Origin of the sequence: Pseudoflavonifractor phocaeensis (assembly GCF_016901955.1) — a bacterium.
Classification (GTDB): Bacteria; Bacillota; Clostridia; order Oscillospirales; family Oscillospiraceae; genus Flavonifractor; species Flavonifractor phocaeensis_A.
On record NZ_JACJLC010000051.1, the window covers coordinates 1 to 22,392 of the forward strand.

At 62.2% G+C, this 22,392-nt stretch carries 17 protein-coding genes; 14 read left to right on the top strand and 3 right to left on the bottom strand.

Annotated features, from left to right (window positions below):
• Nucleotides 1-210 precede the first annotated feature (210 nt).
• Nucleotides 211-798: a molybdenum cofactor guanylyltransferase gene (mobA, locus tag H6B51_RS11460; RefSeq protein ID WP_204883818.1), complete on the bottom strand. Its 588-nt coding sequence runs from the start codon at nucleotides 796-798 to the stop codon at nucleotides 211-213.
• A 129-nt stretch (nucleotides 799-927) separates the two neighbouring features.
• Between mobA and H6B51_RS11465 the strand changes: the two genes are divergently transcribed.
• The 7 genes from H6B51_RS11465 to H6B51_RS11495 all read left to right on the top strand — a co-directional run bounded on the left by H6B51_RS11465 (nucleotide 928) and on the right by H6B51_RS11495 (nucleotide 11,674).
• Entirely contained in the window at nucleotides 928-2,058 is a 1,131-nt protein-coding gene (locus H6B51_RS11465; RefSeq protein WP_204883819.1) for a D-alanyl-D-alanine carboxypeptidase family protein, read from the top strand.
• A 253-nt stretch (nucleotides 2,059-2,311) separates the two neighbouring features.
• Nucleotides 2,312-4,429: a 1,4-alpha-glucan branching protein GlgB gene (gene glgB, locus H6B51_RS11470; protein ID WP_204883820.1), complete on the top strand. Its 2,118-nt coding sequence runs from the start codon at nucleotides 2,312-2,314 to the stop codon at nucleotides 4,427-4,429.
• Nucleotides 4,430-4,490: 61 nt separating this feature from the next.
• Complete coding sequence (locus H6B51_RS11475; RefSeq protein ID WP_204883821.1) at nucleotides 4,491-5,705, top strand: glucose-1-phosphate adenylyltransferase; 1,215 nt, start codon at nucleotides 4,491-4,493, stop codon at nucleotides 5,703-5,705.
• Nucleotides 5,702-6,826, top strand: coding sequence for a glucose-1-phosphate adenylyltransferase subunit GlgD (gene glgD, locus H6B51_RS11480; protein ID WP_204883822.1), 1,125 nt, complete (start codon nucleotides 5,702-5,704; stop codon nucleotides 6,824-6,826). Before H6B51_RS11475 ends, glgD begins: the two co-directional genes overlap by 4 nt.
• 108 nt (nucleotides 6,827-6,934) lie before the next feature.
• Entirely contained in the window at nucleotides 6,935-8,371 is a 1,437-nt protein-coding gene (gene glgA, locus H6B51_RS11485) for a glycogen synthase GlgA (protein WP_204883823.1), read from the top strand.
• A 120-nt stretch (nucleotides 8,372-8,491) separates the two neighbouring features.
• A complete protein-coding gene (locus tag H6B51_RS11490; protein WP_204883824.1) occupies nucleotides 8,492-10,930 on the top strand; it encodes a glycogen/starch/alpha-glucan phosphorylase in 2,439 nt (812 codons plus the stop codon).
• 264 nt (nucleotides 10,931-11,194) lie between these two features.
• On the top strand, nucleotides 11,195-11,674 hold the full coding sequence (locus tag H6B51_RS11495) for a hypothetical protein (protein WP_204883825.1): 480 nt from the start codon (nucleotides 11,195-11,197) through the stop codon (nucleotides 11,672-11,674).
• Nucleotides 11,675-11,746: 72 nt separating this feature from the next.
• Here H6B51_RS11495 and H6B51_RS11505 read toward each other — a convergent pair whose 3' ends face one another.
• Nucleotides 11,747-13,120, bottom strand: a complete 1,374-nt coding sequence (locus tag H6B51_RS11505) for a rubredoxin (protein WP_243421269.1) — start codon at nucleotides 13,118-13,120, stop codon at nucleotides 11,747-11,749.
• Nucleotides 13,121-13,318: 198 nt separating this feature from the next.
• Between H6B51_RS11505 and H6B51_RS11510 the strand changes: the two genes are divergently transcribed.
• The 3 genes from H6B51_RS11510 to H6B51_RS11520 are packed head-to-tail and all read left to right on the top strand — an operon-like array spanning nucleotide 13,319 to nucleotide 16,613.
• Nucleotides 13,319-14,443: a cysteine desulfurase family protein gene (locus H6B51_RS11510; RefSeq protein WP_204883826.1), complete on the top strand. Its 1,125-nt coding sequence runs from the start codon at nucleotides 13,319-13,321 to the stop codon at nucleotides 14,441-14,443.
• 4 nt (nucleotides 14,444-14,447) lie between these two features.
• The gene (locus H6B51_RS11515) at nucleotides 14,448-15,830 is read left to right on the top strand and encodes an MATE family efflux transporter (protein WP_335342150.1); all 1,383 of its coding nucleotides are present in this window, start codon (nucleotides 14,448-14,450) and stop codon (nucleotides 15,828-15,830) included.
• 21 nt (nucleotides 15,831-15,851) lie between these two features.
• Nucleotides 15,852-16,613 (top strand): MBL fold metallo-hydrolase, encoded by a 762-nt coding sequence (locus H6B51_RS11520; protein WP_204883827.1) that lies wholly within the window; start codon nucleotides 15,852-15,854, stop codon nucleotides 16,611-16,613.
• 97 nt (nucleotides 16,614-16,710) lie between these two features.
• On the opposite strand, the gene H6B51_RS11525 is transcribed toward H6B51_RS11520, so the two are convergent.
• On the bottom strand, nucleotides 16,711-17,160 hold the full coding sequence (locus H6B51_RS11525) for a GNAT family N-acetyltransferase (protein WP_335342151.1): 450 nt from the start codon (nucleotides 17,158-17,160) through the stop codon (nucleotides 16,711-16,713).
• 225 nt (nucleotides 17,161-17,385) lie between these two features.
• Between H6B51_RS11525 and hrcA the strand changes: the two genes are divergently transcribed.
• The 4 genes from hrcA to dnaJ all read left to right on the top strand — a co-directional run bounded on the left by hrcA (nucleotide 17,386) and on the right by dnaJ (nucleotide 22,198).
• On the top strand, nucleotides 17,386-18,438 hold the full coding sequence (gene hrcA, locus H6B51_RS11530; RefSeq protein ID WP_204883829.1) for a heat-inducible transcriptional repressor HrcA: 1,053 nt from the start codon (nucleotides 17,386-17,388) through the stop codon (nucleotides 18,436-18,438).
• Between the two features lie 7 nt (nucleotides 18,439-18,445).
• Entirely contained in the window at nucleotides 18,446-18,994 is a 549-nt protein-coding gene (gene grpE / locus H6B51_RS11535) for a nucleotide exchange factor GrpE (protein ID WP_418055071.1), read from the top strand.
• Nucleotides 18,995-19,071: 77 nt separating this feature from the next.
• Nucleotides 19,072-20,928, top strand: a complete 1,857-nt coding sequence (gene dnaK, locus H6B51_RS11540; protein WP_204883831.1) for a molecular chaperone DnaK — start codon at nucleotides 19,072-19,074, stop codon at nucleotides 20,926-20,928.
• Nucleotides 20,929-21,037: 109 nt separating this feature from the next.
• Entirely contained in the window at nucleotides 21,038-22,198 is a 1,161-nt protein-coding gene (gene dnaJ / locus H6B51_RS11545) for a molecular chaperone DnaJ (RefSeq protein WP_204883832.1), read from the top strand.
• Nucleotides 22,199-22,392: the final 194 nt, after the last annotated feature.

Here is a 22,392-nt window from a genome sequence, read left to right on the forward strand (position 1 = left end):
GTGGTGGACTCCGCGGGGGTGGTCTCGCCGCCGGAGGGGGTGTCGGCGGTGCCGCCACCGGTGCCGCCGCCGCAGGCGGCCAGGGACAGGGTCAGGCCCAGCGCAAGAGCCAGAGCAGTCAGTTTCCGTTTCATGTACATTCCTCCAATGCAATATGTGACGATTGCTTTCGTATAGTACCACACTAAAGCAATATTGTAAAGAGGAATTTTACCGCTCCGCCGCCGCCCTGGCCCGGCGGTAGTCCTCCGGGGTGTTGACATTTTGCAGGATATGGTCCAGATCCCACCCCTCCAGGGCGGATTCCTCCACCATCCGGCAGGAGAGCCGGTCCAGCAGGGCCTTCATAGCCCCCCGTCCCTCCTCCAGGCAGGCCTGGAGGTCGGGCAGGCAGGTCCGGCGGTAGACCGCAAACAAGGGCTCCGGCTCCCCGTCTGTCCGCCGGATCAGGCAGGCGTCGGCCTCCCCCAGCTCCGCCGTCAGATGCAGGGCCAGGGCCGGGTCCCCGAAGGGCAGGTCCACGGCGGTGAGAAAGACCGTCTCCGCCGCCGTGGACAGAAAGGCAGCCTCCAGTCCGGCCAGGGGCCCCCGGCCTGGCCGCAGGTCGGGCAGCTCCTCCGCCCCGGGCAGAGTGTAAGTCCCCCGCCTGGGAGAGGATACATACACCCGGTCAAAGGCCGTCTCATACCGCCGGACCAGCCGCTCCAGAAAGCTTCTGCCCTCCAGCTCCAGTACCGCCTTATCCCGGCCCATCCGGCTGGATCGCCCTCCCGCCAGGATCACCGCCACCGTGGCCACATCCGCTCCCTCCCCTCGGTTTGTACCAGCATAGCAGAAAAATTTGGCCCCGTCAAAGCCGGTATAGAAGGCCGTCCGTCTCCATATCCTCTCCCACAGAGCATTTGAGCATTGGAGGCGTCACACACCATGAAAAAATTGGCCGCGGCCCTGCTGGCCGCCACCTTCCTCGCCCTGCCCGTCCGGGCCTCCGGCGCCCCCGCCGCGGAGGCCAAGGCGGCGGTGCTGATGGAAAAGGAAACAGGCACCATCCTCTATGAACAAAATTCCCATGACAAGCTGGAGCCCGCCAGCGTCACCAAGGTCATGACCCTGCTGCTGGTGATGGAAGCCATCGACAGCGGCAGTCTCTCCCGGGAGGACACGGTCACCGTATCGGCCTACGCCGCCTCCATGGGGGGCTCCCAGGTGTACCTGAAAGAGGGCGAGCAGATGACCGTCCATGATCTGCTGAAGGCGGTGGCGGTGGCCTCGGGCAACGACGCCTCGGTAGCCCTGGCGGAGCACCTGGCGGGCAGCGAGGAGGCCTTTGTGGCCAAAATGAACCAGCGGGCGGCCGAGCTGGGCATGGGAGACACCTGCTTTATGAACTGCACCGGCCTGCCGGCGGCGGGCCATCTCACCTCCGCCTATGACATCGCCCTGATGAGCCGGGAGCTCATTCTCAACCACCCCTCTATTCGGGAGTACACCACCATCTGGATGGACTCCCTGCGGGACGGACAGTTCCAGCTGTCCAACACCAACAAGCTCATCCGCTTTTACCAGGGAGCCACCGGGCTCAAGACCGGCTCCACCGACGCCGCCGGCTTCTGTCTGTCGGCCACAGCGGAGCGGGACGGCATGGAGCTGATCGCCGTGGTGCTGGGCTGCTCCACCTCCGACGTCCGCTCGGCCTCCGCCCAGGCCCTGCTGAACTACGGCTTTGCCAATTATACCCTTTTGGATGTTTACCCAAATCAGGCCGTCCCGCCTGTGCCTGTGCTGCTGGGTGAGTCGGAAACGGTACAGCCTGTACTGGCCCAGCCCACCCGCATCCTGGTGGACAAGGCTGCCGTCAACCAGGTGTCCGTCCAGCTGGAGCTGTGTGAGGATGTGGAAGCGCCGGTAGAGGCGGGTCAGACCCTGGGGCACATGGTGGTCACCGCCGGGGATCAGACCCTGGCCGACATCCCTCTGGTAGCCGATCAGAAGGTGGACAGGCTGAGTATCCCCGGTATTTTCCTCCGCCTGGCCCGTACCCTGCTGATGGCGGGCTGACATTTTCTCAAAGGGGCTGCCGCCCATTCCCGCGGCAGTCCCTTGCGCGTTCTTTACAAAAGATATTCCATATGTTACTGGAAATTTTACGCCTGGTTTTTGCAGAGTTGTCTTGACTATCCTTCTATATAGTTGTATACTTTACACAAATAAAATCCAAGCCCTTTGGATTTTATTTATTACCAATGACAAGAACCCCCAGTTTTCGCTAAATTGGCGGGACCGGGGGACTGCCAACAAGGAGAGGATACCTATGGCTTCCAGCAAATCCGATCCCATCCTCCAGGCTTTTTCCCAGGGTCACGCGGTCCGTGCGCAGGAATTCCTGGGCTCTCATCCCGCCACCCGCGGCGGGCTGGACGGCTGGGTCTTCCGGGTCTGGGCCCCGCACGCTAAGGCCGTGGCTGTCATGGGCGATTTCAACGGTTGGAATGACTCCGACCACCCCATGGAGCTGCTCAGCGATGGCGTCTGGGAGGCCTTCATCCCCGGGCTGAACCAATACGACTGCTATAAGTACGCCATCCACACCGCCTCCGGCCAGGTGCTGGCCAAGTCCGACCCCTACGCCTTCCACGCCGAAACCCGCCCTGGTACCGCCTCCAAGCTCTACGACCTCTCCGGCTACAGCTGGGGGGATTCCAGCTGGATGGACTACCGGAAAAATAACCCCATTTACCAGAAGCCGCTGAATATTTATGAGATCCATCTTGGCTCCTGGCGGCGCACCGCCGACGACCAGATGCTGTCCTACCGGGACATTGCCAAGTATCTGGTCCCCTACGTAAAGGAGATGGGCTTCACCCATGTGGAGCTGCTGCCCATCACTGAGCACCCCCTGGACGCCTCCTGGGGCTATCAGTGTACCGGCTACTTCGCCGCCACCAGCCGCTTTGGCACCCCCCATGACTTCATGTGGCTGGTCGATCAGCTCCACCAGGCCGGCATCGGCGTCATCCTGGACTGGGTGCCCGCCCACTTCCCCAAGGACGCCTTCGGTCTGTACGAGTTTGACGGCGAGCCCTGCTATGAATACGCCGACTCCCGGAAGGGCGAGCACGCCGACTGGGGCACCCGGGTGTTCGATTACGCCCGGCATGAGGTGCGCTCCTTCCTGTTCTCCTCCGCCATGTTCTGGCTGGAGCAGTACCACATCGACGGCCTGCGGGTAGACGCTGTGGCCTCCATGCTCTATCTGGACTATGGCCGTCAGGGAGGCGAGTGGGTCCCCAATATGTTTGGCGGCCACGAGAATCTGGAGGCCGTGGACTTCCTCCAGGAGCTCAACGGCCAGATCTTCCAGGCCCATCCCGACGCCATGATGATCGCCGAAGAATCCACCGCCTGGCCCCGGGTGTCCCACCCGGTGGGCGAGGGCGGTCTGGAGGGCGGTCTGGGCTTTAACCTGAAGTGGAACATGGGGTGGATGAACGACATCCTCCACTATATCAAGCTGGATCCCTACTTCCGCCAGTTTAACCACAAGGACATCACCTTCTCCCTGATGTACGCCTTCTCGGAGAACTTCGTGCTCCCCCTGTCCCACGACGAGGTGGTGCACATGAAGGGCTCCCTCATCAACAAGATGCCGGGCACCAATGAGGAGAAATTTGCCGGCGTCCGGGCCTTCTACACCTATATGCTCACCCATCCCGGCAAGAAGCTGCTGATGATGGGCAGCGAATTTGGTCAGTGGAACGAGTGGCACTATGAGCACTCCCTGGACTGGCACCTGCTGGACCCGGATCAGGAGTGGGCCAAGCCCCACCGCCAGCTCCAGGAGTTCTTCACGCAGGCCAACGCCCTCTACCTGGCCCACCCCGAGCTGTGGGAGCTGGACTTCTCCTGGGAGGGCTTTGAGTGGATCGAGGCCAACGACAACCAGGCCAACACCGTGGCCTTCCTGCGCAAGGACGCCAAGGGGGACACCCTGGTCATCGTGTGCAACTTCTCCCCTGTGGACCGCTCGGGCTACACCGTGGGCGTCCCCGTCCCCGGCGTGTACACCTGCATCTTCAACACCGACAACGAGGCCTTCGGCGGCAGCGGCGGCGGTGATTTGGAGCCGGTAAAGAGCCAGTACAACGAGAGCCAGGGCAGGGAGCAATCCATCACCCTGAAGCTTCCCGCCATGAGCGCCGCCATCTACAAATGCACCCGCAAATTCCCCGTCCGCAAGAAGAAGGCCGACAAAGAGGCGACCATCAAGCTGGCGGTAAAGGAGGCGGCAGGCAAGCCCGCCGTGCGCAAAAAGGCCAAGGCCCCCGCCGTCAAGGAGGAGTCCCCCAAGCCCGCCGTGCGCAAGAAGGGCTCTGTTCCCGCCGTCAAGGCGGAAGCTCCCAAGCCCGCCCGCAAAAAGAAAGGTCAGTAAGCCCCATCCGGAAGGTCCGGAGTTTCCAAATAAGTTCCAGTTCAAAACCTGAGGTGATAGAATGAAGAAAGAATGTGTCGCCATGTTGCTGGCGGGCGGTCAGGGCAGCCGCCTTCACGCGCTCACCAGCCACGTGGCAAAACCCGCCGTCCCCTTTGGGGGCAAGTACCGCATCATTGACTTCCCCCTGTCCAACTGCATCAACTCCGGCATCGACACCGTGGGCGTGCTGACCCAGTACCGCCCCATGGAGCTCAACGCCTACATCGGCAACGGCGAACCCTGGGACCTGGACCGGTCCTACGGCGGCGTCCACATCCTGCCCCCCTACATGCGGGAGGGCGAGAAGGGCACCTGGTATAAGGGTACCGCCAACGCCATCTATCAGAACATCAACTTCCTGGACACCTACAACCCGGATTACGTGCTCATCCTGTCCGGCGACCACGTGTACAAGATGGACTACGCCGACCTGCTCCGCCGCCACAAGGAGGCCAAGGCCGCCTGTACCATCTCCGTGCTGGAGGTCCCCATGGAGGAGGCCCCCCGCTTCGGCATCATGAACGTGGACGAGAACGACGATATCTACGAGTTCGAGGAGAAGCCCAAGAAGCCCAAGAGCAACCTGGCCTCCATGGGCATCTACATCTTCACCTGGAAGAAGCTGCGGGAGTACCTCATTGCCGATGAGGAGGATGAGAAGAGCTCCAACGACTTCGGCAAGAACATCATCCCCGCCATGCTGAACAACGGCGAAAAGATGACCGCCTATCGCTTCAAGGGCTACTGGAAGGACGTGGGCACCATTGACTCCCTGTGGGACGCCAACATGGACATGCTCAATCCCGACGATCCCAACGGCATCGACCTGTACGACAGCGAATGGCCCATCTTCGCCCGTACCCCCACCAAACCGCCCCATGTGATGGGTAAGAACGGCAAGGTGGATCACTCCATGGTCACCGGCGGCTGTGAGGTCTACGGCACCGTGGAGAACTCCGTTCTGTTCCACTCCGTCATCGTGGAGGAGGGCGCCGTGGTGCGCTACTCCATCCTGATGCCCGGCACCGTAGTCAAGGCCGGTGCCGTGGTGGAATACGCCATCGTGGCGGAAAACAGCGTTATCGGCACCCGGGCCCGGGTGGGCGCCGCCCCCGACGGCACCGAGGACTGGGGCGTGGCCGTGGTGGCTCAGAACCTCACCATCGGCGACGACGCTGTGGTCTCTCCCAAGGCCATGATCACTCGTAACGTGAAAGGAGGTGGGGTGAAATGATGAACAAACTGCACGGCATCATCTTCTCCTACCTTTCCAATCCCGACCTGCGGGAGCTGACTCAGAACCGCAACACCTGCTCCATCCCCTATGGCGGCCGCTATCGGGTCATCGACTTCATGCTGTCCAACATGGTCAACGCCGGCGTGTCCGACGTGGGCCTGATCGTGGACGCCAACTATCAGTCCCTGCTGGACCACGTGGGTTCCGGTAAGGATTGGGACCTGTCCCGCAAGCACGGCGGTCTGCGCATCCTGCCCCCCTTCAGCTACTCCGGCAACGGCTCCAAGCGGGAGGGCGTGTACCACGGCCGTATGGACGCCCTGGCGGGCATCCGCTCCTATCTGCAGAACATCCGTCAGGACCACGTGGTGCTGGCCGGCGGCGACCTGGCGGTAAACCTCCCCCTGCGGGATATCTTTGAGGCCCACATCCGCAACGACGCCGACATCACCGCCGTGTGCACCGGCCACCCCATGGGCGACCCCAAGGGCTGCGACTACTTCACCATCGGGGCCGGCGGCCGGATCACCGACGTGGCGGTCCATCCCCCCATCGCCCAGGGCTGCGAGTCCCTGGAGGTGTACATCCTCTCCAAGGAGCTGCTGCTCTCCCTGGTGGATCACTGCGCCGCCCACAACATCCACTCCTTCAGCGTGGGCGTCCTCCAGGCCATGGTGGGCCAGCTGAAGATCTGCCCCTATGTGTACGACGGCTACGCCGCCCGGCTCCAGTCGGTGGCCGGCTACTTCGCCCGCAGCATGGAGCTGCTGGATCCCGCCACCCGGCAGGAGATCTTCGTGCCTGAGCGCCCGGTGCGCACCAAGGACCGCTCCGATCCCTCCACCTACTACGGCCCCGAGTCCCGGTGCTATAACTCCCTGGTGGCCGACGGCTGCGTCATCGAGGGCGAGGTGGAGAACTCCATCCTCTTCCGGGGCGTCCGGGTGGAGAAGGGCGCCAAGGTGTCCGGCTGCGTGCTGATGCAGGGCACCACCATCCAGGCCGGCGCAGTGCTGAAATACGCCATCACCGACAAGAACGTCCGGGTGAATCCGGGTCGGATGCTGATGGGCCACAGCACTTATCCCCTGGCCATCGCCAAGAACGAGATCGTCTGACCTGAGACTGTCTGACCCAGGGAGGCGGCGGCTGCACGCCGCCGCCTCCCTGATTATTGTCCGCCCCTAATAAGGGCGTCTTATATCGACTTAGCTTGGAGGTAATCTATGAATATCCTGTTTGCCACCTCAGAGTGCGCGCCTTTTATCAAAACCGGCGGTCTGGCCGACGTGGCGGGCGCTCTGCCCAAGGCTCTGGCCAAGGAAGGCCACGACGTCCGGGTCATCCTTCCTTTATACGAGGGCATTGGGGAGGAATGGCGCAGTCAGATGACTTATTTGCAGTGCTTCCACATTACCGTGGCCTGGCGCACCCCCTACTGCGGCCTGTTTGAGCTGCGGCGTGACGGGGTCACCTACTGGTTTGTGGACAATGAGTACTACTTTAAGCGCTCCTCCATCTACGGCCACTATGACGACGGCGAACGGTTCGCCTACTTCTCCCGGGCCGTGGTGGAGAGCGTTGGCTATCTGAACTGGCATCCCGACGTGCTCCACTGCAACGACTGGCAGACCGCCCTGGTGCCCATCTACCTCCTGGAGGAGCGCCACCGCATCCCTCAGCTGTGGGACACCAAGAGCGTATTCACCATCCACAACATCGAGTACCAGGGACGCTACGGCAGCCAGACCCTGAAGGACCTGTTCGGCCTGAACTCCGGCTACTTCAACGAGCACATGCTGGAGTACCACGGAGACGTGAACCTGATGAAGGGGGCCATCTACGCCGCCGATTACGTGACCACCGTATCTCCTACTTACGCCGACGAGTTGCAGTACAGCTTCTATGCCCACGGCCTGGAGGGGGTCATCTCGGACAACCGCCACAAGCTCAAGGGCATCCTCAACGGCATTGACGTGGACGTGTACGATCCCTGGAGCGACAAGGGCCTCACCAAGCAGTTCTCCGTCAAGCAGATGGGCGGCAAAAACAACTGCAAGGCGGCCCTCCAGCAGATGTGCGGCCTGCGGGAAGACCCGGAGGTGCCCATCATCGCCTGCGTCTCCCGTTTGGTGAAACATAAGGGCTTTGATCTGGTCAGCGCCGCCATCCATGACATCATGGGCATGAACGTGCAGATGGTCATTTTGGGCACCGGCGACTGGAACTTCGAGGAGGCCTTCCGCCAGGCCCAGAACCAGTACCCCGGCCGGTTCGCCGCCCATATCATGTACTCCGCCAACCTGTCCACTGCTATCTACGGCGGCGCCGACATCTTCCTCATGCCCTCCATCTCCGAGCCCTGCGGCCTGAGTCAGATGATCGCCATGCGTTACGGCACCATTCCCGTGGTGCGGGAAACCGGCGGCCTGCGGGACTCCGTGATCCCCTACAACAAGTTCACCGGAGAGGGCACCGGCTTCTCCTTCGCCAACATCAACGCCCAGGAGATGACCGGCGTGCTGGCCGACGCGGTGAACCTGTACCACAACGACAAGAAGGCCTGGAAGGGACTGCAAAAGAACGCCATGACCACCGATTTCTCCTGGAACCGCTCCGCCGCGGCCTACCTGGAGATCTACGGCTGGGTCACCGGCAAGTAACAGATATTCCCTCCCATCCCTTGACAACCCTGGCATTGGTGTGATAAAATTCCGCTCCGCAGGGGGTTCCCCTGCGGAGCTTGTTTGTTGCTATCCTGATTGAAATGGGAGATGTCTGCAATGCACAACTATACTAAGAAAGAACTGATGACCCTCATCACCGGTAAGCTGCGCCGCAACTTTGGCCGTGACGTGGAGGAGGCCACCAGTCTGCATATGTTCAAAGCCTGCGCCATGGTGCTGCGGGATATCATTTCTGAGCGTCAGATGAAGACCGAGGACAAGGTGGTGGAGAAGCACCAGCGCCAGGTCCACTACCTGTCCCTGGAGTTTCTGATGGGCCGTTCCCTGATGAAGAACGCCTATAACCTGGGCGTGCTGGAGCCCCTGAAGCAGGCCATCGAGGGCCTGGGCTTCTCCGCCCCTGACCTGTTCGAGGCCGAGCCCGACGCCGGTCTGGGCAACGGCGGCCTGGGCCGCCTGGCCGCCTGCTACCTGGACTCCATGACCACCCTGGAGATCCCCGCCACCGGCTACTCCATCTGCTACGAGCTGGGTATCTTCAAGCAGAAGATCGTGGACGGCCAGCAGGTGGAGCTGCCCGACAACTGGCTGGGCCTGGGCGACGCCTGGCTCATCCCCAAGATGGACGAGGTGGAGGAGGTCCGCTTCGGCGGCAAGATCGAAGACGAGTGGGACAGCCTGGGCAACCACCGTATCAAGCACACCGACTATGACGTGGTGCTGGCGGTGCCCAAGGACATGGAGATCTCCGGCTATCACACTGACCACGCCAACCTGCTGCGGCTGTGGGACGCCAAGAGCCCCACTCCCGTGGATATGCACCTGTTCTCCTCCGGCCAGTACCTGAAGGCGGTGGAGCAGCGGGCCATGGCCGAGTCCATCTCCAAGGTGCTCTACCCTGAGGATAACCATTACGAGGGCAAGTCCCTCCGTCTGAAGCAGCAGTACTTCTTCGTGTCCGCCACCATCCAGTCCATCGTGCGCAAGCACCGGGCGGAGTACGGTACTCTGCGTAACTTCCACCAGAAGCACGCCATCCAGATCAACGATACCCACCCCACCCTGGCCATCCCCGAGCTGATGCGCATCCTGCTGGACGAGGAGGGCTACGGCTGGGACGAGGCCTGGTACATTGTCACCCATACCATCGCCTACACCAACCACACCGTGCTGGCCGAGGCTCTGGAGCGTTGGCCCCAGCAGCTCATCGAGTCCCTGCTGCCCCGGATCTGGCAGATTTTGGTCGAGATTTCCAACCGCTATCAGCAGCTGCTCACCGACTACTTCCACGGGGACCTGTCCAAGGTGGCTCCCATGGCCATCATCTGGGGCGGCGAGGTGCGTATGGCCAATCTGTGTGTGTGCGCCTGCTACAAGATCAACGGCGTGTCCGCCCTCCACTCCGACATCCTGAAGAAGGACGTGTTCAAGGACGCTTACCAGCGCACTCCCGACAAGTTCACCAATGTGACCAACGGCATCGACCACCGCCGCTGGCTCAGCGAGTGTAACCCCCGTCTGGATGAGCTGATCCAGGACTGCTGCGGCGGCGACAAGTACCAGCTCCAGCCCGACGCTCTGAAGGGCCTGGAGAAGTACCAGAACGACGCCGGCGTCCTCTCCCGCCTGGGCGAGATCAAGACCGCCAACAAGAAGGCCTTTGCCACCTGGGTGGCCCGGGAGCACGGTATCTTCCTGAATACCGACGCCATGTTCGACGTACAGGTAAAGCGGCTTCACGAGTACAAGCGTCAGCTGCTCAACGTGCTGCACATCATCTATCTGTACCAGAAGATGAAGAACGACGTCCACTTCGATTTCACCCCCCGGACCTATCTGTTTGGCGCCAAGGCGGCCCCCGGCTATGCCGTTGCCAAGCGGATCATCCGGCTCATCAACTCGGTGGCCGACATGATCGCCAAGGATCCCATCTGTAAGGATCGGCTTCAGGTGGTCTTCCTGGAGAACTACCGGGTGAGCCTGGCGGAGAAGCTGATGCCCGCCTCTGAGCTGAGCGAGCAGATCTCCACCGCCGGCAAGGAGGCCAGCGGCACCGGCAATATGAAGTTCATGATGAACGGCGCCGTCACCATCGGCACTCTGGACGGGGCCAACGTGGAAATGCACCAGGTGCTGGGGGACGAGAACATCTTCCTCTTCGGCCTGAAGGCCCACGAGGTTGCCGAGCTCAAGCATTCCGGCTACAAGTCCTACGAGTACTACGTCCACAACCCCGACCTGCGGGCAGTGGTGGAGCAGCTCAACCTGGGCTTCGGCGACGGCATCAACTACGACGACCTGGCCCGCCGGCTGCTGTTCGGCGACGGCTGTCCCGCCGACGAGTATCTGCTGCTGGCCGACTTCGAGAGCTACCGGGACGCCCACGTCCGGGCGGGCAAGGCCTACCGGGATCCCAAGCTGTGGAACAAGATGTCTCTGATGAACATCGCCCGGTCCGGCATCTTCGCCTCCGACCGCTCCATTCGGGACTACGCCAAGGATATCTGGAAGGTTCCCGTCCGGGAGATCAAGTAAATTTTACCCCCAAGCGGGCGGCTTTTGGAAGCCGCCCGCTTTTTTCGTCCCCCGGGAGCATCCGGTCTGTGGGGGTCTCTGATATGCCCGAGGAGCATCCAGGGCGTCGGCCTACCGACCGATGGGACAAACGGCCCACCCCCACAGAATTGGAGTAACACCGTTTCGTTCCCATTTTGACAGAAAATCGTCAGAATGCTGTAACCGGGCTGTTACCCATCCCTCCTTCCCTACTGCTATACTGGGAAACAGGAGGGATGCCCTATGACGCAAGAATACGCCAACAAATTAGTGCGCAGGAATTTCATTGCGCTTATTTTGACCTTGATCTTCATGGCCCTGCTGGCAGTGGGCGCCGTTGGAATGTGGTGGGGCGCCTTTGGCCCGCCGGATTTTATGCGCAAGGACAATTCCATGCTCACTCCCCAGGCAGCCGAGCTCCGGTTGGAAAACGGCGCTACCGCCTCCTGGGATAAGACCACCCATACCGTCCCCAAAGACGCTCATCTGAGCGCCCTGCTCCGGGCCAATCAATGGACCTCCTCCGCCGCCTTTGATGGGGGGGAGGCCGACCTGACCTTCCGGTTTGGAGATCGCTACAAGCTGTCCCTGTGGTCCGACGGCCGAGCCGCCTTTTATGACGGCTACGCCGGCCGTTCCACCAAGTCCCACGCCTACTACTCCATTCCCGCCGGCGTGGTAGGTGAACTCACCGCGGCCCTGGCGGTAAGCGCTCCCGCCTGAAAAAAGCACGCTAAAAACGCAGGCCCCGCGGAACACCGCGGAGCCTGCGTTTTGCAGTCTCATAATGGAGCTTTACTGGGCCTTCTTGAACATCTCCTTGTCCACACCGCACAGGGGGCAGGACCAGGTGGCGGGCACCTTTTCCCAGGGGGTGCCGGGGGCCACGTCGTGGGCGGGGTCGCCCTCGGCGGGGTCATAGATATAGCCACACAGGGAGCACACCCATTTCTCACTCTCGCACTGGGGAGCGTCCACCGGCACAGTGCACAGGGCGGCCACGGACTTGGCGTACTCGGCCATGGCGTCCAGGTCGGCCTGGGTGGGCTTGAAGAGCACCCGGAAGGGAGCCTCGGGGGCGGCATAGCGCAGTCCCTTCAGGAAGGTCTGGAGCATGGGGGCGGCCTCGCCGCTCCAGCCGTAGGCGCCGAAGGCGCCGGCGGCCTTGCCCTTCAGGTTGATGGGGTCGATGGAGGTGAGCACATCCCACACCGCCTTGGGGGCGGCCCGGTTGATGGTGGGGGAGCCCACCAGCAGTACGTCGGCCTCGTTGGCCAGCTCGGCGCAGCGGGCCAGGGGCTCCACGGTCACGTCGGCCAGATCCACGGCGTAGCCCTCGGCCTCCAGGGTCTTGGCGGCGGTCTCCGCCAGCTCACGGGTGTAGCCGTAGGCGGAGGCGTACACCACGAAGGCGGTGCGCCGGCACTTGGGGGCAGGGGTGCTCCAGGCCCGGTAGCACTCCTTGGCCTTGGCGATGGTCTCGGTGAGGCAGGGGCCGTGGCTGGTGCACACCATCTCCACGTCGGCGGGCATCTTGTCCAGGCCGGCCAGCACGTGGGGCTTGAAGGGCCCGAAGATACCGGCGTAGTAGTAGGCGAACTCGCCCTCATAGGCGGCCTTGTCGTGGATGTTCACATCCAGCATAGTGGGCTCGCAGAAGTGGGCCCCCAGGAAGTCGCAGGTGAAGAGGGTCTTGTCCTTGCTGTCCCAGGTAAACATGGAATCGGCCCAATGGAGCATGGGAGCGGGGATGAACTCCAGCACCCGGTCGCCCAGGTCCAGGGTGTCCCCGGCGGACACCGCCCGGCAGGGCAGGTCGGGGTTATTGGTGATGTCCTGCAGGTGCTTCTTGCCCGCCTTGGTGGCGATGATCTCCAGCTTGGGGCACACCGCCAGCAGCTTGGCCACGCTGCCCGAGTGGTCGGGCTCGTTGTGGTTCATGATGAGGTAGTCCACATCCTCCACAGGGATGACCTGGCGGATGTTGTCCAGATACTCGTCAAAGTAATCGGTATGTACCGTCTCGATGAGGACATTCTTCTCGCCGGTCAGCAGGTAGGCATTGTAGGAGGTGCCGTATTTGGACTCCATCACAATGTCGAACACCCGGAGGGCCGGGTTGAGCACGCCCACCGACCACAGATTATCATGCAGCTTGATCCCGCTCATAGGGCTCGCTTCCTTTCCAAATTGATTGAAATTATTTCCTAGCAGAGCACAGTATATTATGCCTGTCTTTTCTTGTCAAGCCATATTTTAAAAACTGATCCGTCTGTTTTTCCACGCCGATCCACCTTGACTTTTCCTACAGCGGAGACTACAATGAGAGATTGCGAAACAGCCGATTTTTTGTCTGAGGTGACCACTATGCCCATCTATCTGGATCACGCCGCCACCACCCCTGTCTGCCCCCAGGCCGCCCAGGCCGCTTACCAGGCCATGACCGAGGGCTTCGGCAACCCCTCCGCCCGGTACGCCCTGGGCCAGGAAGCCGCCGCCCGGGTCAGAGACTGGCGGGCCGTTATCGCGGAAAAGCTGGGCTGCCTGCCTGAGGAGCTCACCTTTCTCTCCTGCGGTACCGAGGGGGACAACTGGGCCATCCGGGCCGCGGCGGAGCATGGCAGGCGGACGGGCCGGCACATCATCACCACCGCCATTGAGCACGCCGCCGTGCTGGAGCCTGTGAAGGCCTTGGCTGCCCAGGGATATGAGGTCACCTATCTGAAGCCGGACAAGACCGGCCACATCTCCGTAGACGATCTGAAAGCCGCCCTGCGGCCGGACACCATTCTGGTGTCCATGATGCTGGTCAACAACGAGCTGGGCACCCTTCAGCCGGTGGCCCAGGCCGCCCAGGCCATCCGGGCCAGCGGCTCTCCCGCTCTCCTCCACTGCGATGCCGTCCAGGGCTTTTTGAAGGTGCCCTTCACCCCCAGGGAGCTGGGGGTAGACCTGCTCACCCTCAGCGGCCATAAGATCCGCGCCCCCAAGGGCATTGGCGTCCAGTACATCCGGAAGGGCCTGCGCCTGAAGCCCCTGCTGCTGGGGGGCGGACAGGAGGAGGGCCTGCGGTCAGGCACTGAGCCCACCGCCCAGATCGCCGCCCTGGCCGCCGCCTGTGAGGCCTGGGAAGAGAACACCGCCGCCCGCATCCGGGAGATAAAGGAATACGCCCTGACCGCCCTGGCCCGGGTACCCGGTCTGGAGGTAGTGAGCCCCGGGGACGCCCCTCACATCTGCGCTGTCGCCCTGCCGGGCTATCCCAGCGAGATGCTGGTGCGGGATCTGTCCGACCGGGGGATCTGCGTGTCCTCCGGCTCGGCCTGCCATAAGGGCAAGCCCAGCCACGTGTTTGCCGCTCTGGGCCTGCCCAAGCGCACCCTGATGGGCGTGCTGCGGGTATCTTTCGGCCCGGACAGCACCAAAACAGAAGCTGACGCTTTAACGGAGGCCCTGATCCAAATCACCCAAAGTCGGATCGCCATGAGGTGAGTCTGTGTTTTCCTATATGAACCGGGGCAGAGCCTTCTACCGGGACGTGGTGCTGCTGGCCCTGCCCATCCTGCTGCAAAACCTGTGCACCACTTTGCTGGGACTGGTGGATACCTTTATGGTGGGCGCTCTGGGGGAGGCTCCCCTGGCAGCTGTCCAGGTGGCCAATACCCCGGTGTTTGTCATCCAACTGGTGATCTTCGGCCTACAAAGCGGCTCGTCGGTCCTCATCAGCCAGTTCTGGGGCAAAAAGGACACTGACGCCATCAATCGGGTCATAGGCATCGGCATGTATGTGGCGGGGGCCATCGCCGCCCTCTTTGCCGCCGCCATGTGCTTTGCTCCCACCCAGCTCATGGGGATGCTCACCGACAACCCGGAGCTCATCCCTCTGGCAGCCAGCTATGCCCGCATCGTGGGACCCTCCTACCTGTTCAACAGCATCACCGGGGTGTATGTGGGAGCCCACCGCTCTATGGCAAACCCCAAGCTGGGCATGTCGGTCTTTGCCTTTTCCATGAGCGCCAACACCTTTCTTAACTGGATATTTATCTTCGGAAACCTGGGAGCACCCGCCCTGGGTGTGGAGGGGGCGGCCGTGGCCACCCTGCTCTCCCGTATTTTGGAATTTGCGGTCACCCTGACCTACGCCCTCACCAACCGCCGGTTCAAGCTGCGGCCTGCCCTCATCCTCCGCCCGGGCAAACCCCTTCTCCATAAATTTTTCCGTTACTCCGGCCCGGTGGTGCTCAACGAGACCCTGTGGGGCCTGGGCACCTCCATGCACAAGGTGGTCATGGGCCACATGGAGGGCTCCACTGAGATCCTGGCCGCCCGGGCCCTGGCAGGCAACCTGGAGGATCTGTGCACCGTGGCCATCTTTGCCGTAGGCGGCACCACCGCCATTATCGTGGGGCGGGAGATCGGTGCGGGGCGCCGGGAGCATATCTACGAGATCGGGGCTACTCTGGACACCCTGGCCATGCTGTGTGGCGTGGTCATCGGCGGCATCCTGGTCACTGGGGCCCACACCTTTTTCCCTGCCCTGGTCTACCCCATCTTTGAACTGTCCCCCGCCGCCAGCTCCATTACCACCATGATGCTCACCATGATCGGCGTCTGTCTCCCCCTGCGGGCCTTCAACTCGGTGAATACCGTGGGGGTGCTCCGGGGGGGCGGAGATGTCCGGGCAGCCTCCCTTATCGATGTGTGCCCCCTGTGGCTGGTGGCCGTCCCCCTGTCCGCCCTCTTCGGTCTGGTCCTGAAATGGGGCATCTTCTGGGTGTATGTGGGGGTCATTATGGAACAGATCACCAAATTCCTGGTGGGCGTGCCCCGGTTCCGTTCCCGGGCCTGGATCAATGACGTCACCCAATATACAACTTAAACTTAAGAAGGAGGCTCCCCCATGAAGGTCACTGTATTGATGGAAAATTCCGCCCAGCCCGGTCTCATCCCTGAGCATGGCCTGTCCTTTTACATCGAGTACCGGGGCGGCCGCTATCTGCTGGACGCCGGCGAGTGCGGGGCGGTGTTGGTCAACGCCGCCAGACTGGGGGTGGACCTGACCCAGGTAGACAAGGCCGCCCTGTCCCACGGCCACTACGACCACGCCGACGGCTTCAACGCCTTTTTTTCCGTCAATTCCGCCGCCACGGTGTACGCCCGGCCCAGGATCACCGATCCGGAGATCTGGGCGGAAAAGGAGTATATCGGCGTCAACATGGGCATGTTCTGCCGACACGAGAAGCGGTTTGACCTGGCGGAGGGCCCCCGGGATCTGGCGGAGGGCCTCCACCTCATCCCCGATCGGGTGAAGCACGAGCAGTCCCTGGTGGCCGAGACCAGCGGGGGCCTGGTGGTGTTTAACTCCTGCTGTCACGCCGGAGTGGTGAAGATCCTCACCCAGCTCAAGGAGCAGTTCCCCCAAACCCCCATCCGGGCGGTGCTGGGGGGCTTCCACCTGATGGGCAAGGGGGGCGTGACCACCCTGGGCCCCGCCCCGGAGAAGGTGCGGGCCATGGCCGCCGCCCTCCGGGATGAGCTGGACGTGCAGGAGATCTACACCGGCCACTGCACCGGCGGTCCCGCCTACGATCTGCTGCGGGAAGAACTGGGGGACAGGCTCCACCACCTCACCGCCGGGGCGGTCTATGAATTTGCCGACTGACCACTTGCTTTTTCCACCACCTGCGTAGGGGCCGGACACCTGGCCGGCCCTGCCGCTTGATACAAAAAGGACGCGCCGCCCGGCGCGTCCTTTTTTCTTACAATTCCAGCTCCATTCTGATATCAGACAGTTGAAACCATTTATCAGAATACTCAACGTATTGAAATCCCAGCTTCTCATAGATCCGTAGAGCGGCCTTCAGCTTGTGGTTGGAGGTGATGACCATGGTCTTTTGTCCTGCCTCCCGGGCGGCCTGGATCACAGCCTCCATCAGGGCGGTACCGATGCCCCGCTCCCGGTACTCCTCCTTGACGCCGAACTTCAGGGCCTCGCACACACCCTCTCCCTGGAGCTCCAGCATGACCATGCCCACGATCTCGTCTCTCACCCGGGCCAACAGCACTCTGCCGCCCCCAGCGATAAATCGGTGGGGATCGGCCAGCATCTCCAGGTCCACCGGCTCCAGCAGGTCGTACTCCAACAGCCAGGGCAGGGAAATATCCTCCAGGGCCTGCTTATACCGCTCCTCATATTCCACAATCTCCACCAGGCGCACCTCCCTGATACCCTTCTGTACTCTTAATTCATAGAATACCATTGAACCATAGCCCCGTCAACCGTTGTCTATTCGCAATCATACCCCATATCTGCTATCTTTTTTCCGTTCACATTTAATTTACAACCCTGCCTATTGACTTTTTCTGCGGACGGTGCTACATTATGTTTAGCACTCAGAGAGTTTGAGTGCTAAATCAGAAGTGAGGTGGCAGCAATGGATTTGACCGAGCGGAAAAAGCGAATCCTGCGGGCCATCATCGAAAGCTATATCCAGTCGGCGGAGCCGGTGGGCTCCAAGGCCATTGCCCAGGCCATCGGTATGTCGGTGTCCTCGGCCACCATCCGCAACGAGATGGCCGACCTGGAATCCCTGGGGCTGCTGGAAAAACCCCACACCTCCGCCGGGCGGATCCCCTCCTCCAAGGGCTATCGGTTTTACGTCAATGAGCTGATGGAGGAGCACAAGCTCTCCCTTCAGGAGACCCAGCGGATGAACGAGGCCCTCCGCCTGAAGATACAGGAGCTGGACCGGGTGCTGGACCAGGCGGGCCGGGTGGTGTCCCAGCTGACCAACTACCCCGCCTTCGCCCTGACCTCCGGCATGAGCCGGGTGACTATCCGGCGGTTCGACCTGCTGATGGTGGAGCACAACGCCTTCATCATCGTGGTGATGACTGATACCAACGTGGTGCGCAACCGGCTGATCCGGCTGCCCTCCGACCTGACGGAGGCCCAGCTGCAAATGCTCAACACCCTGCTCAACGCCACGTTCACCGGCCTGCCCCTGAACGAGATCACCCCCGAGCTGATGCGGGTGGCCCAGCACGCCGCCGGCGAGGCCTACGGGCTGATCTCCCTGGTGGTCTCCTTCGCCATGGAGGTGCTGGAGAGTCTGGAGCAGCGTACCGTTCACACCTCTGGCCTGGCCCATTTGCTGGAGCTGCCCGAGTACCGCTCCCTGGAACGGGCCCAGCCCCTGCTGAGCTATCTGTCGGAGGACGCCGATCCCGGCCGGTTCCCCGTTCCCCAGGATTCCCCCATGAATATCCTCATCGGCCCGGAAAATGTGGCTGACGCCCTGAAAAATACCAGCGTGGTGGTGGCCAGCTACGACATTGGCGATGGGATGCGGGGGGTCATCGGCGTGGTGGGACCCACCCGAATGGATTACGCCAAGATTACCGCCCGTCTGTCCTATCTGGCGGAGGGCCTGAGCCGACTGTTCGGCCAGGGTGAGCTGCCGGAAGGCGGAAACGAGAAAAAATAGGAGATGAGTGCACCCCATGAGTAAGAAAGAACAGCAGCCTGAAGAGGTGCTCCAGGAGGAGCAGACCACCCAGGCCCCCGGCACTGAGGCTGCGGAGGAGGCCGCCAATCCCCTGTTGGAAGAGCTGGAAGCTCTGAAAAAAGAGCAGGCCGACCAGGAGGACCGGTTCCTCCGGCTGGCCGCTGAGTATGACAACTACCGCCGCCGCAGCCAGAAGGAAAAAGAATCGGCCTGGGCCGACTCCAAGGCGGAGACCGCCGCCGCCTTCCTGCCGGTATATGACAATCTGGAGCGGGCCTTGAAGCAGGACACCGCCGACGAGGCCTATAAAAAGGGCGTGGAAATGACCATGGCTCAGCTGAAGGAGGTCCTTTCCAAGCTGGGCATCGAGGAGATCCCCGCCCTGGGAGAGCCCTTTGACCCCAACCTTCACAATGCCGTAATGCACGTGGAGGACGAGGATGCCGGAGAGAACACCATCGTGGAGGTGTTCCAGGCCGGCTTCCGCAACGGAGAAAAGGTGATCCGCTTCTCTATGGTAAAAGTGGCCAATTAAAGGTTCGGGCGCGCACTGTGCGCCCATTCCCCTATGTGAAAAAAACAATTTACGATATATATTGGAGGAACTGTATTATGTCTAAGATCATTGGTATCGACCTTGGTACGACCAACTCTTGTGTCGCCGTCATGGAGGGCGGCGAGGCCGTCGTCATCGCCAACGCTGAGGGCAACCGCACCACGCCCTCCGTTGTGGCCTTCTCCAAGGACGGCGAGCGCATGGTGGGCCAGGTGGCCAAGCGCCAGGCCATCACCAACCCCGACCGCACCATCGCCTCCATCAAGCGTGAGATGGGCTCCAACTACAAGGTGAACGTGGACGGCAAGGCCTACACGCCCCAGGAGATCTCCGCTATGATCCTGCAAAAGCTGAAGGCGGACGCCGAGGCCTATCTGGGCCAGACCGTCACCGAGGCGGTCATCACCGTGCCTGCCTACTTCACCGACGCCCAGCGTCAGGCCACCAAGGACGCCGGCAAGATCGCCGGTCTGGACGTGCGGCGCATCATCAACGAGCCCACCGCCGCGGCTCTGGCCTACGGCATCGACAAGGAATCCGACCAGAAGATCATGGTGTATGACCTGGGCGGCGGCACCTTCGACGTATCCGTGCTGGAGGTGGGCGACGGAGTCATCCAGGTGCTGGCCACCGCCGGCAACAACCGCCTGGGCGGCGATGACTTTGACAAGGCCGTCATGGACTGGATGGCCGCCGAGTTCAAGAAGGACTCCGGCATCGACCTGACCGGCGACAAGGTGGCCATGCAGCGTCTGAAGGAGGCTGCCGAGAAGGCCAAGATCGAGCTGTCCGGCGTCACCTCCACCAACATCAACCTGCCCTATATCACCGCCGACGCCACCGGCCCCAAGCATCTGGACCTGACCCTCACCCGGGCCAAGTTCGACCAGCTCACCGCCTCCCTGGTGGAGGCCACCGCCGGCCCCGTGCGCCAGGCCATGAGCGACGCCGGCCTGGGCTCCGGCGATCTGTCCAAGGTGCTGCTGGTGGGCGGCTCCAGCCGCATCCCCGCCGTCCAGGACATGGTAAAGAAGCTCACCGGCAAGGAGGGCTTCAAGGGCATCAACCCCGACGAGTGCGTGGCCATGGGCGCCGCTCTCCAGGGCGGCGTGCTGGTGGGCGACGTGAAGGACCTGCTGCTGCTGGACGTCACCCCCCTGTCCCTGGGCATCGAGACCATGGGCGGCGTGATGACCAAGCTCATTGAGCGCAATACCACCATTCCCGTGAAGAAGAGCCAGGTGTTCACCACCGCCGCTGACAACCAGACCTCCGTGGAGGTCCATGTGCTCCAGGGCGAGCGTGAGATGGCCCAGTACAACAAGACCCTGGGCCGGTTCAACCTGGACGGCATCGCTCCCGCCCGCCGGGGCGTGCCTCAGATCGAGGTCTCCTTCGACATCGACGCCAACGGCATCGTAAACGTGTCCGCCAAGGATCTGGGCACCGGCAAGGAGCAGCACATCACCATCACCTCCTCCACCAACATGTCCAAGGAGGACATCGACAAGGCCGTTAAGGAGGCCGAGCAGTTTGCCGCCGAGGACGCCAAGCGGAAGGAAGAGGTGGATGTCCGCAACCAGGCCGACCAGGTGATCTACCAGACCGAGAAGGCTCTGGAGGACGCCAAGGACAAGATCGACGCAGGCGACAAGGCCAATGTGGAGGCCGCCCTCAATAAGCTGAAGGACGCCATGAAGGGTACCGACATCGAGGCCATCAAGGCCGCCACCGAGGAGGCCTCCAAGGCCTTCTATCCCATCGCGGAGAAGATGTACCAGCAGGCCAATCCCCAGGGCGGTCAGCCCGGCCCTGATATGGGCGCCAATTTCGGCGGCCAGGCCGGCGGCACCAACACCGATCCCAACGTAGTGGACGCCGACTACAAGGTGGTCGACGACGACAACAAGTAACTCAAACTGGCGCATACGGGCCGGTTTGGAACCGGCCCCTACGAGGGAACTCCCTTTGTAGGGGCGGGTCCCAGACCCGCCCGTTTTGCCCGTAGCGAGGTGAACTCCAATGCCTGAACAGAAACGAGATTATTATGAGGTCCTGGGCGTCTCCAAGGGCGCCAGCGACGACGAATTGAAAAAGGCCTACCGCAAGCTGGCCAAGCAGTACCACCCCGACCTGCACCCCGGCGACAAGGAGGCCGAGGCCAAGTTCAAGGAGGTCAACGAGGCCTATGAGGTCCTCTCCGACAAGGAGAAGCGGGCCAAGTACGACCAGTTCGGCCACGCCGGTGTGGATCCCAACTTCGGCGCCGGTGGCTTCGGCGGTGGGTTCGGCGGCTTCGACATGGGAGATATCGACCTGGGCGATATTTTCGGCTCCTTCTTCGGCGGAGGCTTCGGTGGAGGCGGCGGCAGCCGCCGCAGCAACGGCCCCATGAAGGGTGAGACCCTCCGGGCTTCGGTATCCATCACCTTTGAGGAGGCCGCCTTCGGCTGTGAGAAGGAGATCACCCTCAGCCGCACCGAGAACTGCGACACCTGCAAGGGCACCGGCTGCGCCCCCGGCACCACCGCCGAGGTGTGCCCCGACTGCCACGGCAGCGGCACCGTCCGGATCCAGCGGGGAGGCGGAGCCTTCTCCTTCACCACCACCACCACCTGCCCCAAGTGCAACGGCAAGGGCAAGCTCATCCACCAGCCCTGTAAGGACTGCGGCGGCAGCGGCGCCGTGCGCAAGCAGCGCAAGCTCACTGTAAAGATCCCCGCCGGCATCGACAACGGCCAGGCGGTGTCCCTCCGGGGCCAGGGCGGCGCGGGCCGCAACGGCGGCCCCGCCGGCGACCTGCTCATCAGCGTCACCGTTCTCCCTCACCAGTTCTTCAAACGGGACGGCACCTCGGTATTCCTGGAGCACCCGGTCACCTTCCTCCAGGCCACCCTGGGAGCCGAGCTGGAGATCCCCACCATCGACGGCAAGGTAAAGTGGAACCTGCCCGCCGGTACCCAGCCGAGCACCACCTTCCGTCTGCGGGGCAAGGGCATCCCCTCGGTCAATGGCCGGGGCCGGGGCGACCAGTACGTCACCGTCAACGTCCAGATCCCCACCAACCTGACCCATGAACAGAAGGAGGCGTTGCGTGCCTATGGCGAAGCCATGGGCGAGATTCCACCCGGTCCGGCGGACGGCGTGAAATCTTTCTTTGACAAACGCAAGAAGAAGAAATAAAATAAGAGGACGAGTACAAACTCGTCCTCTTATTTTTTCCTCTGGAGGTAAGAGCTTCCCATGAACGTATTTCGCTATACCGTCTACCTCTTCCCCCTGCTGACCATTGCCGCCCTGGCCTGGTTTTTCCTGTGGTACTGGCGGACCCAGCGCTCTCCCCTGGCCCATCAGCTGGCCGCCGGGCCCCCCGAGCC

Bases quoted from the DNA above. Each gene is read 5' to 3' on its own strand.
- glgA (WP_204883823.1), top strand. From the start codon at position 6,935: ATGAATATCCTGTTTGCCACCTCAGAGTGCGCGCCTTTTATCAAAACC.
- H6B51_RS11490 (WP_204883824.1), top strand. From the start codon at position 8,492: ATGCACAACTATACTAAGAAAGAACTGATGACCCTCATCACCGGTAAG.
- hrcA (WP_204883829.1), top strand. From the start codon at position 17,386: ATGGATTTGACCGAGCGGAAAAAGCGAATCCTGCGGGCCATCATCGAA.
- H6B51_RS11495 (WP_204883825.1), top strand. From the start codon at position 11,195: ATGACGCAAGAATACGCCAACAAATTAGTGCGCAGGAATTTCATTGCG.
- H6B51_RS11475 (WP_204883821.1), top strand. From the start codon at position 4,491: ATGAAGAAAGAATGTGTCGCCATGTTGCTGGCGGGCGGTCAGGGCAGC.
- H6B51_RS11505 (WP_243421269.1), bottom strand. From the start codon at position 13,120: ATGAGCGGGATCAAGCTGCATGATAATCTGTGGTCGGTGGGCGTGCTC.
- H6B51_RS11465 (WP_204883819.1), top strand. From the start codon at position 928: ATGAAAAAATTGGCCGCGGCCCTGCTGGCCGCCACCTTCCTCGCCCTG.
- glgD (WP_204883822.1), top strand. From the start codon at position 5,702: ATGATGAACAAACTGCACGGCATCATCTTCTCCTACCTTTCCAATCCC.
- dnaK (WP_204883831.1), top strand. From the start codon at position 19,072: ATGTCTAAGATCATTGGTATCGACCTTGGTACGACCAACTCTTGTGTC.
- H6B51_RS11520 (WP_204883827.1), top strand. From the start codon at position 15,852: ATGAAGGTCACTGTATTGATGGAAAATTCCGCCCAGCCCGGTCTCATC.
- H6B51_RS11510 (WP_204883826.1), top strand. From the start codon at position 13,319: ATGCCCATCTATCTGGATCACGCCGCCACCACCCCTGTCTGCCCCCAG.
- dnaJ (WP_204883832.1), top strand. From the start codon at position 21,038: ATGCCTGAACAGAAACGAGATTATTATGAGGTCCTGGGCGTCTCCAAG.
- glgB (WP_204883820.1), top strand. From the start codon at position 2,312: ATGGCTTCCAGCAAATCCGATCCCATCCTCCAGGCTTTTTCCCAGGGT.